This window comes from Pseudomonas sp. Ag1, from assembly GCF_000278565.1.
Lineage (GTDB): Bacteria > Pseudomonadota > Gammaproteobacteria > Pseudomonadales > Pseudomonadaceae > Aquipseudomonas.
In genome coordinates, this window is the sequence record NZ_AKVH01000063.1 from 1 (window position 1) to 13,265 (window position 13,265).

Annotated in this window: 9 protein-coding genes; 3 read left to right on the forward strand and 6 right to left on the reverse strand. The window is 62.1% G+C overall.

Annotated features, from left to right (window positions below; genetic code table 11):
• Positions 1 to 110: 110 nt before the first annotated feature.
• Together A462_RS28895 and A462_RS28890 are read right to left on the reverse strand one after the other, a co-directional pair.
• Positions 111 to 1,553 (reverse strand): mechanosensitive ion channel domain-containing protein, encoded by a 1,443-nt coding sequence (locus tag A462_RS28895; protein ID WP_008431358.1) that lies wholly within the window; start codon positions 1,551 to 1,553, stop codon positions 111 to 113.
• Positions 1,554 to 1,616: 63 nt separating this feature from the next.
• Positions 1,617 to 2,483 (reverse strand): pirin family protein, encoded by an 867-nt coding sequence (locus A462_RS28890; RefSeq protein WP_008431361.1) that lies wholly within the window; start codon positions 2,481 to 2,483, stop codon positions 1,617 to 1,619.
• Positions 2,484 to 2,670: 187 nt separating this feature from the next.
• On the opposite strand from A462_RS28890, the gene A462_RS28885 reads away from it, so the two are divergent.
• Entirely contained in the window at positions 2,671 to 3,777 is a 1,107-nt protein-coding gene (locus A462_RS28885; protein WP_008431363.1) for an efflux RND transporter periplasmic adaptor subunit, read from the forward strand.
• Positions 3,778 to 3,779: 2 nt separating this feature from the next.
• Positions 3,780 to 6,851 carry an efflux RND transporter permease subunit gene (locus A462_RS28880; RefSeq protein ID WP_008431365.1) on the forward strand — a complete coding sequence of 1,024 codons (3,072 nt, stop codon included), beginning with the start codon at positions 3,780 to 3,782 and terminating at the stop codon, positions 6,849 to 6,851.
• A gap of 150 nt (positions 6,852 to 7,001) precedes the next feature.
• Here A462_RS28880 and A462_RS28875 read toward each other — a convergent pair whose 3' ends face one another.
• The 3 genes from A462_RS28875 to A462_RS28865 all read right to left on the reverse strand — a co-directional run bounded on the left by A462_RS28875 (position 7,002) and on the right by A462_RS28865 (position 10,073).
• Positions 7,002 to 8,231: a M20/M25/M40 family metallo-hydrolase gene (locus A462_RS28875; protein ID WP_003210251.1), complete on the reverse strand. Its 1,230-nt coding sequence runs from the start codon at positions 8,229 to 8,231 to the stop codon at positions 7,002 to 7,004.
• Positions 8,232 to 8,300: 69 nt separating this feature from the next.
• The gene (locus A462_RS28870; protein ID WP_023658718.1) at positions 8,301 to 9,359 is read right to left on the reverse strand and encodes a diguanylate cyclase; all 1,059 of its coding nucleotides are present in this window, start codon (positions 9,357 to 9,359) and stop codon (positions 8,301 to 8,303) included.
• 78 nt (positions 9,360 to 9,437) lie between these two features.
• A complete protein-coding gene (locus A462_RS28865; protein ID WP_008431366.1) occupies positions 9,438 to 10,073 on the reverse strand; it encodes a LysE family translocator in 636 nt (211 codons plus the stop codon).
• A gap of 130 nt (positions 10,074 to 10,203) precedes the next feature.
• On the opposite strand from A462_RS28865, the gene A462_RS28860 reads away from it, so the two are divergent.
• A complete protein-coding gene (locus A462_RS28860) occupies positions 10,204 to 11,646 on the forward strand; it encodes an aminotransferase-like domain-containing protein (protein ID WP_008431368.1) in 1,443 nt (480 codons plus the stop codon).
• Here the strand turns inward: A462_RS28860 and A462_RS28855 are convergent, their stop codons facing one another.
• Positions 11,647 to 13,113: a hypothetical protein gene (locus A462_RS28855; protein ID WP_008431371.1), complete on the reverse strand. Its 1,467-nt coding sequence runs from the start codon at positions 13,111 to 13,113 to the stop codon at positions 11,647 to 11,649.
• Positions 13,114 to 13,265: the final 152 nt, after the last annotated feature.

Sequence of the window (13,265 nt, forward strand, 5' to 3'; positions counted from 1 at the left end):
AGTGGTGGGGCAAAGACCTTTTGGTTACTTTTGGGGCGTTTGCCAAAAGTGACCCGCTGTAAGAGCGGAACCCTAAGTGGCCGTTACCGCAGCAACGGATATGTACACCTTCAGGCCCGACTCCGCAGCCACTGCATAAACCCCTTCTTAACCGGCACCACAGGCGCCTCCTGCGTCAAACTCTGAGCCGCATGCAACCTGAAATCCAACAAACTTTTCATAGCCTCACTGATGTCATGCCGAGCATCCAGACAAGGCTTCAGATACTCCTTCTCAATCCGATACAACGTACAAAACGTCTTCGCCGAAAAGTCCGCAGGCACACCCTGCTCCGAAAGAATCCCGGCCTCACCAATCACCTCCCCAGGCCCCATCCGCCCGGCTTCAAACTTGTGCCCGGCCTTGGTCAACATCACCGAAATCACCCCGGACTCGATGATAAACAGGTGATCACTCACCTCCCCCGCCGGCAAAATCATGTCCCCGGCGCGAAAGGTCTGCAGCATCATGTTCTGGCTGAATGTCTCCTTCTCCTCCTGCCTCAACGTCGAGAAAATAGATGAGCTCTCCAACAACGCCCGAGCCCGGGAAACCGCCACCGGCGCATTACTCTCGGCCGCCGACAACAAGCTCACCCCCGCCGCCTGCAAATGCCGAAACGCCAAATCATAAAGCTGATTGCGCACCTCACGCTTGAGCGCCATGGCCGGCACAAACCCGCTGATCTCATACTCCACGCCACCACTGGCCGACGTCTTGAACGCCACACTCGGCGCCGGCTTGGCCAACAACGGCCGACACCCCTGCATAGCCCGCTCCAGCGCATCCAGCACGGTTTGGGGCCGCGCATGGGGGCTGACTTGCAGGCTGACCGCCAAGCCAAACATATCTGCGGGACGTGAGAAGTTGATGATCTTGGCCTTGGCCGCCAACGAGTTGGGCACCACCGCCAGGCTGCCCTGGGAGGTTTGCAGTTGGGTGGCGCGCCAGTCGATGTCGATCACCCGGCCTTCGGTGCCGTCGATGGAGATCCAGTCATCCAGTTGGTAGGGTTTGGTGGTATTGAGCACGATGCCGGAAAACACGTCGCTCAAGGTGCTTTGCAACGCCAGGCCGACGATGATTGCCACCGCACCGGAAGTGGCCAGCACGCCCTTGACCGGCAGGTCGAGCACGTAGGCCATGGCGGCGATGATCGCGATCAGGAAGATCACCGCGCCCACCAGATCCTGCAACAGCCGCCCGGTGTGGCCGACCCGCTGCATCATCACCGCGCCGAGCAATACCGTGAGGGTGCGCGCCGCAAACAGCCACCAGCCGATCTGGAACGCCGTTGCCGCCAAATGCAGCGCCACGTTGTCGCCGAACGGCGCGACCTGCATCGGGTTCATGCCTTCGTTGAACAGCACAGCGCTGAACACCGCAAAGATCACCAGCCGCGCCGCCAGCTTCCAATTGGCGAAATCGGCAGAGATCAAGCGCCATACGGCAATGTCGATCAGCACCAGCGCCAAGGCACAGAACATCGGGTGATCAGAGATAAATGAGGGCATTCAGGCGACTCCAGGGCGAATGCCATGAAGATCGCATGAAATGCCTTTGGAGGGTATAGCGCCCTAGCGCTGCATCTGCCCGAATTGCCCGGACTGATAGTCGGCAAACGCCTGGTGGATTTCCTGCTCGGTGTTCATCACAAACGGGCCGTGGCCGACGATGGGTTCGTCGATCGGCTCGCCGCTGAGCAACAGCACCATGGCGTCGTCGCTGGACTCGAGGCGCAGTTGCGTGCCATCGCGCTCGAACAGTGCCAACTGCCCTTCCCGCGCCACTTCAGTGCCGTTGATCCGCACCGTGCCGCGCAACACCACCAGCGCGGTGTTGCACCCGGCGTGCAGGTCCAGCGTCACAGAGCGGCCGGCTTTGAGGCGCATATCCCACACGTCGATCGGTGTGAAGGTGCGAGCCGGGCCTTTGACCCCGTCGAACTCGCCCGCGATCAAGCGCAGGCTGCCGGCGTTGTCGGCCAGGGGCAGCGTCGGAATATCGCCATCGAGGATGGTCTGGTAACCGGCATCGGTCATTTTGTCCCTGGCCGGCAGGTTGACCCACAACTGGACCATTTCCAGGGCGCCGCCGCTGCGGGCGAACGCCTCGGAGTGAAACTCCTCGTGAATGATGCCCCTGGCGGCTGTCATCCATTGCACATCGCCCGGGCCGATGGTGCCGCCGGCGCCGGTGGAATCGCGGTGCTCGACTTCGCCCTTGTAGACGATGGTCACGGTTTCAAAGCCGCGATGAGGATGCTGGCCCACGCCACGACGTTGCTCGGTCGGGGTGAACGCCGCAGGACCGGCGTGATCCAGCAACAGGAACGGGCTGATCTGCTTGCCCATGGTGTCGTAGGAAAACAGCGTGCGAACCGGAAAGCCGTCGCCGACCCAATGGCCGCGTGGGCTGGTGTAGATGCCGATGATCTTTTTCATATGTGTCTCCAGTAATGGATACACCTTAAATCCGATACCAATTCCGCGCTAGACGGCAAAACCGGCCCTGATCGTCCCACCAGTGGAACAAATACTCGCGGGCTGGATTATTTTATATTTCGACCATAATATGGCGACAAATATTACAAGCGTAATTTTTAGCTCACCCCGCCCCACGGAGCCCGACATGAACCCTCTCCCCCTGCGTCTTCTCACCCCCCTGGCCCTGCTGGCGGTACTCAGTGGCTGCAACAACAAGGCCGACCCCGTCGCCGAAGCGCCCCTGCCCCGCCCGGTGCTGGCCGCCAAGGTCGAAGCCGCGGGCAGCCAGCAAAGCGCCTACACCGGCGTAGTGGCCGCACGCACGGAAAGTGACCTGGGGTTCCGCGTCAGCGGCAAGGTGATCGAGCGCAAGGTTGATCCCGGCCAGCACGTCAACCGTGGCGACACTTTGCTGGTGCTGGATATCGGCGACTTCGAACTGGCCCTGCGTTCGGCAAAAAACCGCGTCAATGCGGCCCAGGCGCAACTGCGCCAACGCCGGGACGATGAATCCCGCTACCAGCGCCTGGCCAATACCGGCGCCGTGTCGCGGCAGATTTTCGACCAGTCCGCCACCAATCTGCGGGTGGCCGAAGCCGAACTGGCCTCCGCGCAATCCGACGCCAGCCAGATCGAAAACCGCCGCACCTACTCGGTGCTCAGGGCCGACAGCGACGGCATCATCACCGACGTGCGGGTGGACCGCGGCCAAGTGGTCGCCGAGGGGCAAGTGGTGGCGCGCCTGGCCCACGACGGCGCCCGGGAAGCCATCGTCAACCTGCCGGAAAACCAGCGCGACCAGGCTTCGCAAAAAGCCCTGGCGTTCCCCTTCGGCGTCCCTGAGCAGGCAGTGACCGCCACGTTGCGCGAGCTGTCTGCCAGCGCCGACCCGACCACCCGCACCTACCGGGCCCGCTATGTATTGCATGGCCCCGTCGACCGCTTCGCTCTCGGCTCGACCATCACCGTGCGCCTGCAAGGTAACGGCCAGGCGCAACAGACCCGCGTGCCCATCGGCGCACTGCAGGATGCCGGCAAAGGCACCGGTGTGTGGGTGATTGGCGCCGATGACAAGGTCAGCTTCGCCCCGGTCAACGTCGCCAGCCTCGGCCAGGAGGACGCGTTGCTGGACAGTGGCGTGGACCCTGGCCAAGTAGTCGTCGCCCTCGGCGCGCACCTGCTGCACAGCGGTGACGCGGTACGCCTGTTGCCGGCCCAGGTATTGGCCCTCAACCGTCAGCAGGAACACTGATAATGCGCGGGATCAACCTCTCCGAACTGGCGGTCAAGCATCGCGCGGTCACGCTGTTCCTGATCATCGCGATCCTCGCCGCCGGGGTCTTTGCCTTTGGCAAACTGGGGCGCGCCGAAGACCCTTCGTTCACCGTCAAGGTCATGACCATCACCGCCGCCTGGCCCGGCGCCACCGCGAAAGAGATGCAGGAGCAAGTGGCCGACCGCCTGGAAAAACGCCTGCAGGAGCTGGACTATTACGACCGCGTCGAAACCATCGCTCAACCGGGCTTCGTCTCGATGCGCATGACGTACCTGGAGTCCACCCGTCCCAGCGAGATCCAGGACCTGTTCTACCAGACCCGCAAAAAGCTCAGCGACGAAGCCGCGAAGTTGCCCAAGGGGGTGATCGGGCCGTTTTTCAACGATGAATACTCCGACGTGTACTTTTCCCTGTACGCGCTGGAGGCCGAACACCTGCCCCACCGGCAACTGGTGCAAATGGCCGAGGACATGCGCCAGGGCCTGCTCAATCTGCCGGGAGTGAAGAAGGTCAATATCCTCGGCGAACAGGCGCAGCGGATCTTCGTCGAGTTTTCCTATGAGCGCCTGGCCACCTTGGGCATCAAGCCCGAGCAGATCTTCGCCGCCCTCGCCGCCCAGAATGCCGTGGCGCCTTCAGGCTTTGTCGAGACCGCCGGGGCACGCGCCTATATCCGCATCGACGGGGCCTTCGACAGCCTGGCGCTGATCGAAAACGTCCCGCTGGAAGCCAACGGCAAGCTGCTGCGCATCGCCGATGTGGCCACCGTCAGCCGGGGTTATGAAGACCCGCCCAGCTACCGTATCCGTCATCAGGGCGACCCCTCGCTGATGCTCGGGGTGATCATGGAGAAGCACTGGAACGGCCTGGAACTGGACAAGGCCCTCAAGGCCCAGGAAGCGAAAATCCAGGCCGACCTGCCGCTGGGGGTCAACTTCGCCAAGGTCTCCGACCAGGCGAAAAACATCAGCCTGGCGGTCAACGAGTTCATGCTGAAGTTCTTCGTCGCCCTCGCGGTGGTGATGGTCATCAGCCTGCTGGCCCTGGGGTTCCGCGTCGGCCTGGTGGTGGCCGCTGCGGTGCCGCTGACCTTGTCGATCGTGTTTGTGATCATGTTGATGACCGGTCGCGAATTCGACCGGGTGACCCTGGGTGCGTTGATCATTTCCCTGGGCCTGCTGGTGGACGACGCGATCATTGCGATCGAGATGATGGTGGTCAAACTCGAGGAAGGTTTTGACCGGATCCACGCGGCCACCTTCGCCTGGAGTTCCACCGCCGCGCCGATGCTCACCGGCACCCTGGTGACGATTATCGGCTTCTTGCCGGTGGGTTTTGCCCGCTCGGGGGCCGGTGAGTATGCCGGGAATATTTTCTGGATCGTCGGTTTTGCGCTGATCGCGTCGTGGCTGGTGGCGGTGGTGTTCACCCCGTACTTGGGGGTCAAGCTGTTGCCGCAGATCGAGCCGGTTGTCGGCGGCCACGATGCAATTTACGCCGGGCGCTATTACCAGAAACTGCGGCGCCTGGTGGACGCTTGCGTGCGCAGACGCTGGCTGGTCACCGGGTTGGTGGTGGCGGCCTTTGTGCTGTGTGGCCTGGGCATGGGCGTGGTGAAGAAGCAGTTCTTTCCCAACTCCGACCGTTCCGAGCTGATTCTTGAGGTGTACATGCCACCGGGCAGCGCCTTCAAAAGCACCGAGGCGGTAGCGGCGCAGGTGGAAAAGGCGTTGATGGAGGAGCCGCAAACCGTGATGGTCGACACCTATGTCGGCGGTGGTGCACCACGGTTTTTCCTGTCGCTGAACCCTGAGCTGCCAGACCCCGCCTTCGCCAAGCTGATCGTGCAGACCGCCGACGCCCATGCCCGGGACAGCCTGAAAAAACGCATGGCTGAACGCATCGCGGCCGGCGAATTTCCATCGGCGCGGGTGCGCGTCACCCAGTTGGTATTCGGCCCGCCGGTGCCCTTCCCGGTGGTGTTTCGCGTGTCCGGTCCCGACCTGAATGTGCTGCGCAGCCTGGCTGAAGATGTGCGCCAAGTGGTCGCGGCCAACACACTCACGCGGGACAGCTTCCTCGACTGGGGCGAGCGCGCCAGCAGTTACCGCCTGGTACTCGACCAGGACCGCCTGCGCCTGCTGGGCTTTACCCCCGACGGGGTGAAATCCCAGCTCAACGCGTTGCTCAGCGGCAACCCGATTACCGAAGTGCGCGAAGGCAATCGCACCGTTTCAGTGGTTGCCCGCTCCCAGGGCAGCCAGCGCGAAGACCTCGGCAACCTGGACAATATGACCCTGACCAACAGTGCCGGCGTCTCGGTGCCATTGGCCCAGGTCGGGCATTTCCAGGCGGTGATGGAAGAACCGATCCTCAAGCGCCGCAATCGCGCACTGACCGTGGAAGTGCGCGCCGACATCGTCGACGGCACCCAGCCGCCAGATGTGGAAATGGCGGTGTACAAGGACCTGCAACCCCTGATCGCCAAGCTGCCGTCCGGGTATCAGATCGTCATCGGCGGCCCGGTGGAGGAAAGCGCCAAGGCCAACGTGGCGCTGGCGGCACTGTTCCCGATCATGATTCTGCTGACGTTGACCGTGATCATGTTCCAGGTGCGTTCGTTCGGGGTGATGTTCATGGTGTTCGCCACCGCGCCGCTGGGGCTGATCGGGGCGGTGCCGACGTTGCTGCTGTTCAACCAGCCGTTCGGGTTCAACGCAATATTGGGGCTGATCGGGATTGGCGGGATCCTGATGCGCAATACGCTGATCTTTACCGACCAGATTCGGCAGAACCAGGACCAGGGCATGGTGATTCGCGAGGCGATCATCGAGGCCACGGTGCGCCGGGCACGCCCGGTGATCCTGACCGCGCTGGCGGCGGCGCTGGCGTTTATTCCGCTGACACTGTCGGTGTTCTGGTCGTCGCTGGCGTATGTGTTGATTGGCGGGGTGCTGGTGGGGACAGTGTTGACGTTGCTGTTCTTGCCGGCGTTGTGCAGTTTGGTGCTGGGGCGGGAGAAGACCCGGGAAGTGGTGCCTGCAACCTGATCCAACCAACACCACAAACCAATGTGGGATCGGGCTTGCTCGCGAAAGCGGTGTACCAGATAAGCAGATGTCGACTGATAGACCGCATTCGCGAGCAAGCCCGCTCCCACACAAGCCCGCTCCCACATTTAGAGGTGTGGCGTTTTTAAGTCAGCGCTTGGAGAGCTCCATGATCATCCGGCTCAGCAGATAAATCCGCGGCGCCACGCTCTCCACCTCGGCATATTCCTCCGGCGTATGGATATTGCCCCCGACAATCCCGAACCCGTCCAGGGTCGGCGTACCCACGCCAGCCGACAAGCTCGCATCCGCCGCCCCGCCGCTGCCCTCAATGGTCAGCTTGCGCCCCAACTCGCCATAAATCCCCTGGGCAATCGCCACCAGCTTGTCCGACTCCGGCGTCTGCGGCATCGGCGGCAGGCCACGGTGCAAACTGGTGGTCACTTCAGTCTCGGGGATCAGCTTGTTGGCCGAGACCCGTGCCAGGTCTTTCTCGATCCGGTCAAACTCTTCCGGCAACGCCGCCCGTACATCCGCCTTGGCGGTGGCCTGGTCGGGGATCACGTTGACCCGGTCGCCGGAGTTGATCACGGTGAAGTTGATGGTGGTTTTCTTCTCGGCATCCCCCAGCTTGCCCAGTTGCAGAATCTGGTGCGCCGCTTCCATCGCCGCGTTGCGCCCCAATTCCGGGGCGACGCCGGCGTGGGCGGCCTTGCCCTTGACCTCGACCACGGCGGTGGCGCTGCCTTTGCGCCATACCACCAGGCCATCGGCCGGGCGACCTGGTTCCAGGTTGAGCGTCACGTCGTGGCCCTTGGCGGTGTTGCGGATCAGCTCGGACGCGCCGTCGGTGCCGGTTTCTTCGCTGGCGTCCAGCAGGAAGGTGATTTGTGCGTAGTCCTTGAAGCCCTGGTTTTTCAGGACTTTCAAGGCGTAGATGCCGGCGACGATGCCGCCCTTGTCATCCATTACGCCCGGGCCATAGGCGCGGCCGTCCTTGATGTGGAACGGCCGGGCAGCCGCCGAGCCTTCCTTGAACACAGTGTCCATGTGGGCCATCAGCAGGATCCTGGCCTTGCCGGTGCCCTTGAGGGTGGCGATGACATGGCTGTTATGAGCGGCGGCATCCGGCACCAGCTGGATGCTGAAACCCAGTTGCTTGAGCTCATCGACGGCGATGTCACGCACTTGGGTCAGGCCCGGCTCGTAGCCGGAGCCCGAATCGATATTCACCAGGCGCTCCAGCAGTTTCAAGGCGTCGGCCTTGTACTGCTCGGAATCGGCCTGGATCTGTTTGTGGGGTTCGGCGCTGAAGGCCGGCATGGCGAAAGACAGCGCCAGGGTGGCCGCCAGCAAGGTACGCGGGAAGTTGAAGAGCATGAACCGATCCTTGTTTTTTGTTGGGAGGTAGCGCTCCACCCTACCTGACAAATACCGATTTGTTGATCCTCAGATCGACCTCAGCCAACTTCCCTGCACCGAACTGACCCGGTTGCGCCCGCTGCTCTTGGCCTCGTACAAGGCCTGGTCGGCATCGTTCAGCCAACTGGTGGCGTCGGCGTGTGCCGGCCGGTATGGCGCCAGGCCGATGCTCAGGCTGGCGCGCAAGGTCGGGTCCTGTGCGTAGGCCAGGGAGTTGAAGCGATCACGCAGGGCGTCCATCACCTCGGTGGCGCGGTTCAGGGGCATGTCCGGCAGGATCACGCAGAATTCGTCGCCACCGTAGCGCCCGGCCAGGTCAGTGGCCCGCAGGTTCTGGCGCAGCACTTTGCTCAATTGACGCAGCACGATATCGCCGGTGACATGGCCGTAGGTGTCGTTGATGGTCTTGAAGTGGTCGATGTCGATCAGCGCGATGGCGGCGCCCTGCTGGTCGCGGCGGCAGCGCTGGAACTCGATTTCCAGGTGGTCTTTCCAGGCGCCGTGGTTGAGCAGGCCCGACAGGCTGTCGGTGCGGCTCAGGGCCAGCAACTCGCGCTTGTGCCGGGCCAGGGTGATCGCTTGCCGGTAACAGATCCAGCCCAGCGCCAGGGGATACAGCATCAGGATCGGCAGGCAGGCGTAGAGCTGCACTTCACTGGTGAGGGCGGTCACCGCCGGAGTGAACACCAGCATCGAGGCGCCGATGCCCAGCGCCTGGGCCACCCAACCGGCGAGCATGAAGCGCGGGCCGCCGATGGCGACGTTGTTCATGGTCATCATCGACAAGGTGGTCACGCTGGGCAGCGGGTTGAACTGCATGGCGCCAACCCAGAACCCGCCGCAAAACGAGTCGAACAGCAGGTTGCGGTGTTCCGAGCGCAGGGAGTTTTTCGAGTGCCGCGACCATTGGTAGGCCACATGCGGCCAGATGAAGGCATTGGCGATCATCACTCCCCAGACCCAAGCGGATTTATCCAGCGGGTAGATGGCGGCGGCCACACAGACAAACCCGAGGGTCAATCCCAGGGTGCGCGACTTGTACAAGCGTGAAGCGAGCGAAAGTCCGTTTCCTCCTGCGGCTGGCATGTCTGGCTTGATCCTGGATGAATGCCCGAAGTCTATCAGGGCACCGGCAGATCGCCACTACCGCTCATAAGCTGACCTTCAGCTGGAAAAGCCCCTGGCCAGCATCAGCGCCACCCCCAGCAGCAACACCGCCGTGGCCCGTTGCAGCAACACCCGGCGCTTGGGGTTTTCCAGCACGTGCTTGATGCGCTGGCCGAAGTAGCAATACAGGCACCCGCTGGCAAATTGCAGCAGCAGGAAGGTCAGGCCGAGGATCGCGATGTCGGCGGCGGCGCTGCCCTGGCCGATGGCGGCGAACTGCGGGAATACCGCGCTGAACAGAATGATCGCCTTGGGATTCGACAACCCGGTCAGCAGGCCCTTGCCGAAAAGACTGCGGGCATTTTCCGCAGTTGCATCGTTGGTCTTGATGGTCACTCCGCTGCTGGTCCATTGCTTGTAGGCCAGGTAAAGGATGTAGGCCACGCCTACCACCTGGATGATCCGGGTGATCAGCGGGTAATCCTTGATCAGCTCGGAAAAACCCACGGCAAAGATCAGGATCGACACCAGGTAGGAAACACTCGCCCCGAACTGCGCCGGCAGGGAGCGGCGCAGGCCGTCCTTCAGGCCGAGGCTGAGCAACAACAAGGTCATGGGCCCGGGGCTGAAGGCCAGGGTGGTGCACAGCAGCAGGAAATACAAAAACGAAGACAGCGTCAGCGCGGTGGCCATGGCGTGGAATTTCACAGCAGGAAAGAGGGCTTGCAGTCTAGGGCGCACGTGCCGCCACAGGCAGGTAAACTCTACGGATATACGCGCAGACTTTACCGGTGAAGTTGGCGGCAAACTTAAGGACAGTGTGATGCCCATTCCTGCGATTCACTTTCATGACCGAGCACCGAAGGTGCAGCAGATCGTCGATGCCCTGGCCCATGCGATCGAGCAAGGCGAATTGGCCGCTGGCAGCAAACTGCCTTCGGTGCGTGAGTTGGGAGCCTTGCTGGGCGTCGGAAAATTCACCATGAATGAAGCGCTGGATCGCCTGCGCGGGCGTCACCTCCTGACCTCCAGCCAGGGCCGCGGGCACTTTGTCGCCAGCAGCCTGGCACAGCCGTCGTCCAGCACCTGGGTCGACTTGCTGCCCCAGGACTTGCTCAGCGTACTGCGCCGCCCCCTGGCCATGGCCCAGGGCGACCTGCGCCCCGGCGGCGGCCATCTGCCGGAAGACTGGCTGGATTCCGAAGCCCTGCGCCAGGCCATGCGCAGCGCAGTCCGCGCCCCTACCCTGCGCATCGCCGGGCTGGGCACCCCGGCGGGCCTGCTGCCGTTGCGCCAGGCGCTGCAACAGAAACTGCACGGTGAAGGGTTGTCGGTGCCGGTGGAACAAATCATCACCACGCCCAACACGGTGCAAGGCCTGGACATGCTCATGCGCCTGCTGGCGCGGCCCGGGGACACGGTGCTGCTGGATGCACCGTGTTATTTCAACTTCCACGCGAACCTGGCGTTGCATGGGGTCAAGGTGGTGACGATCGCCCGGCGGCCTGACGGGTTTGATTTTGTCGCGTTGGAGCAGTTGTTGGCGGAGCATCGTCCCAGCCTGTACCTGACCACCAGCGTGTTGCATAACCCCACCGGGCATTCATTCAGCCCGAGCCAGGCATTTCGGTTGTTGCAACTGGCCCGGGAGTATCGCTGCCATATCGTTGAGGATGATCTTTACGGGGATTTGCACCCTAACCCGCCGCCGCGCCTGGCGACTTTGGCGGGATTGGAGCAGGTGACGTACCTGTCGGGGTTTTCGAAGGTGCTGACGGCGAATGCGCGGGTCAGTTATGTGGTGGCGGCGCCGCAATTGGCGGCGAATCTGACCAATATGAAGTTGATGAGCGGCGGCATAACGTCCGAGCTGTTCGAACAGATTGTGTATCGGCTGCTGAGTGAGGGTGGGTATGCCCGGCATCGCAAGCGCATGGTTCAGCGGCTGCTGGAGGCCGGTGGGCGGGTTGAGCAGTGGCTGCGGCGTTGCGGGTGTGAATTGCCGATGGGATTTGAGGGCGGGATGTTTATCTGGGCGCGGTTGCCGGCGGGGGTAAATGGTGAGCGGCTGGCTGAAGCCGGGTTGAAACGCGGGATGGTGTTGGCGCCGGGGGCGTTGTTCGGGTATGAGCCGGGGTTGCGGGATTTCATGCGATTTAATGTGGCGCATTGCGACGAAGGGCGGGTTCAGGCGCAGTTTGAAGGGTTGCTGAGGGCGCCAACCCGAAGAGTTGGCGCCGGGGTTACGGATCAAGCGGAGGGTTGATCACCGTTCACTGGAGATCACGCGCTGGCTGCAGATATGAGCCATGCTGACCGGGGTAGCGTCGCCACCCACGCCGACATCCGGGTACTCCTCGATGCGCAGGCGCCAGACGGCGAAGTTGTAGTTGGTCTCCCAGGTATTTTTGTAACCCGAGTCGTAGGACACATACCTGACAGTCGCCTCACCCGCGCAGTTGCCCAGGTTGACCGTACCGGATGCCGCGCCCGACACGCCGGTTACCGAACCGTAGTAAGGGATGTACACCGGCAGGTAGGTATTACGGTTGACGTGCTTGTCGAGTTGCAGATACGGGGTCAATCCCTGCAGGCGTTTACCGGTGCTGTCGGCCCAGGTCACGGCCCAGCTCAAGTCACGTGCCGCCTGGGTGGTCATGAACGGGTCGTAGTCATTGGCCGAAGCCGGGATCCGCACCACGTTGTCACCTTGCACACTGTGGCTCAACACCTCGGGTGTGGAGCCCAGCGACAGCCTGTAGCGCGCCGTAGCCTTCCAGGTTGCGGCCGGGTTAGGCCGCACCCGTACGTTCACCACACCATTAACCGATGGCGTTGGCCAGGTGATTTTCGCCTTGGGGCTGATCGGGATCCATTTGACGCCGTCAAAATACTCGGAAATCCACTGGCCCCGATCGCTCTCGTTCACACCGTCGAAATAGGCACTGACCTTCTGCCCGCGCAGGGCCTTGAAGGAGAAGTAGTCTTCATCGGTCGCCGTGTCGGAGTTACCCGTGACGTAGTTCAGGGTATCCGGCAGTTGATAAGCCGTTTCGAAACTGTCGTTAGACTCGAAATCGTCAATCGTCATGTTGATATCCACGCCGAAACTGAACGGCGAACCGTCAGCGGAATTGGCATGCATGAACCAGTAGTAGTCGCCAGGTGGCAGTACCCCAGCCAACACCTCGTTGGCATTGCCCGGGTTATCCGACGTGCCGAGAGAAGTGATGTTGTTCTGGCCGTCGTCCTGGAACAGGGTCAGGGACATGTTGGTGGCAGCACTCTGCCCTACCAGCATCACTGTCGCCCGTGCTTTTTGCGGCACGTTGAAGTGGTAGCAGACGTCGTTGCCGGTTTGCACACCGTCCAGGTTATACATCTGGTTGATACCGAGGGTCTGGCACAGCGGCGTGAACGCCTGGGCCGCCACGGCCTGGGCATCCACCTTGGCGCTATCTGCCTGTACAGGCTCGGCGACCACAACCCCGCTCAAGGCCTTGGCAGCCTGCACCGGCTTTTTCAGCTGCTGCGAGGTTTTGATTTTGTCCAGGAAGGCAGCCGACGCCTTCTGCGCCGTGACGTTGCCGCCACTCTTGAGGGCTTGTTGCACGGCTTGCTGCAACGGTTGCGGCGTCAAGTGTGCAGGAGATTGTTCGGCCAGGGCGCAGGCCGAAACGAAGCAGGACGCCGCGATGGCGGCTCCGAGCATGAACGCTTTTTTCGATTTCATTTTTTATCCATCCATAGTTAAAAAATTGAAGCTCAGGTGATCGGCGACATCCGGTCACCTGGGATGGAATGTAGGACATAACTGTATGCATGTACAGTATTTTTATGGCGGCAGGATAGATGCGCCAATCCCGACTACGCTCATCCCCAACA

Excerpts from the sequence above, each read along its gene's own strand:
- A462_RS28895 (WP_008431358.1), bottom strand. The coding sequence starts at position 1,553 with ATGCCCTCATTTATCTCTGATCACCCGATGTTCTGTGCCTTGGCGCTG.
- A462_RS28890 (WP_008431361.1), bottom strand. The coding sequence starts at position 2,483 with ATGAAAAAGATCATCGGCATCTACACCAGCCCACGCGGCCATTGGGTC.
- A462_RS28885 (WP_008431363.1), top strand. The coding sequence starts at position 2,671 with ATGAACCCTCTCCCCCTGCGTCTTCTCACCCCCCTGGCCCTGCTGGCG.
- A462_RS28880 (WP_008431365.1), top strand. The coding sequence starts at position 3,780 with ATGCGCGGGATCAACCTCTCCGAACTGGCGGTCAAGCATCGCGCGGTC.
- A462_RS28875 (WP_003210251.1), bottom strand. The coding sequence starts at position 8,231 with ATGCTCTTCAACTTCCCGCGTACCTTGCTGGCGGCCACCCTGGCGCTG.
- A462_RS28870 (WP_023658718.1), bottom strand. The coding sequence starts at position 9,359 with ATGCCAGCCGCAGGAGGAAACGGACTTTCGCTCGCTTCACGCTTGTAC.
- A462_RS28865 (WP_008431366.1), bottom strand. The coding sequence starts at position 10,073 with ATGGCCACCGCGCTGACGCTGTCTTCGTTTTTGTATTTCCTGCTGCTG.
- A462_RS28860 (WP_008431368.1), top strand. The coding sequence starts at position 10,204 with ATGCCCATTCCTGCGATTCACTTTCATGACCGAGCACCGAAGGTGCAG.
- A462_RS28855 (WP_008431371.1), bottom strand. The coding sequence starts at position 13,113 with ATGAAATCGAAAAAAGCGTTCATGCTCGGAGCCGCCATCGCGGCGTCC.